Annotated in this window: 1 protein-coding gene; it reads right to left on the bottom strand. The window is 46.8% G+C overall.

The annotated features are described in order from the left end of the window. Positions 1-33: 33 nt before the first annotated feature. Entirely contained in the window at positions 34-1,239 is a 1,206-nt protein-coding gene (locus Q5L94_RS13255) for an IS256 family transposase (protein ID WP_317498842.1), read from the bottom strand. Positions 1,240-1,294 lie beyond the last annotated feature (55 nt).

The following is a 1,294-nucleotide window of genomic DNA, read 5'->3' on the forward strand; positions in this document are numbered from 1 at the left end:
GAGAGTGTTCAATATTCTGTGTCAGCCAAGTTTTCATAAATCTATGTGGCCATCCAGTCGACCTTCAAAGTGGATGGTTAGCTGAGACAGTGTCAGATTCCAGTTCTGCACCGGGTGCGACCAGCGCTCAGTTGCTTTTAACATACCCGCGTACAGTAGCTTAAGCAAGCTACTCTCATTGCTAAAGCCGCCTTTGGTTTTGGTCAGTTTTCTGAACTGGCGGTGTACCGCCTCAACGGCATTGGTTGTGTAGATAACGGTCCGAACATAGTCGGGGTATTTAAAATACGCTGAGAGTGTCGGCCACTTATTGCGCCAGGATTGAATAACGATGGGATATTTATCGCCCCATTTGGCTTCTAAATCATCCAGAGCGCTTTCGGCAGCGGACAGTGTCGCGGCTTTATACACGCATTTTAAGTCGGCCATGAAGGCTTTCTGATTTTTGCTGGCCACGTACTTCATCGAGTTGCGAATTTGATGAATAATGCAGTGTTGCACCTCGGTTTTCGGGTAAATGCTTTCTATGGCTTCGGGAAAGCCTTTTAAGCCATCGACGCAGGCAATCAGAATATCCTGAACCCCTCGATTGTGTAGGTCAGTCAACACACTCAGCCAGTGATGTGCGCCTTCTGATTCGGATAAATAAAGCCCCAAAAGCTCTTTTTTACCATCAATGTTGAGGCCGAGGATGGTGTAAACAGCTTTGCTGATAAAACGGCCATTCTCTTTGATTTTATAGTGAATGGCATCGAGCCAGACAATAGGGTAAATCGCTTCTAAAGGTCGTTCACGCCATGCCTGAAGCTCCGGCAGAAGCTTATCCGTGACAGCATTAATGGTGCCGTTTGAGACATGAATGCCGTACAGGTCTTCAATGTGCATGCGAATGTCTTGATAGCTGGTTCCAAGAGAAAACAGCGCAATAATTTTACGCTCCAGCTCATCGGTTAAATGCGTCTGATGTTTTTTAACCAGTTGCGGCTCAAATGAGCCGGCTCTGTCGCGGGGCGTATCTAGTTCAAAACTGCCGGCAGGACTCTTAACTGTTTTTGACGTCGAGCCGTTCTTGCGGTTAGATTGCTCTTTATCACTGAGATGCTCTTCAAGCTCAGCCTGCATCGCGGCTTCGGTGAGTTGTTTAATAAGCGGTGTCAGGATGCCGTCTTTGCCGGTGAGGTCTTTGCCTTCACGCAACTGCTTTAAAGCGGCATCCATGTCGAAATTGGTTTTGGTCATATGTCATCTCTTTTTTGCTTAGTTTAACGAAATGACACAGAATTCTGAACACTAC

The sequence above is a fragment of the Idiomarina sp. Sol25 genome (genome assembly GCF_033052775.1).
Classification (GTDB): Bacteria; Pseudomonadota; Gammaproteobacteria; order Enterobacterales; family Alteromonadaceae; genus Idiomarina.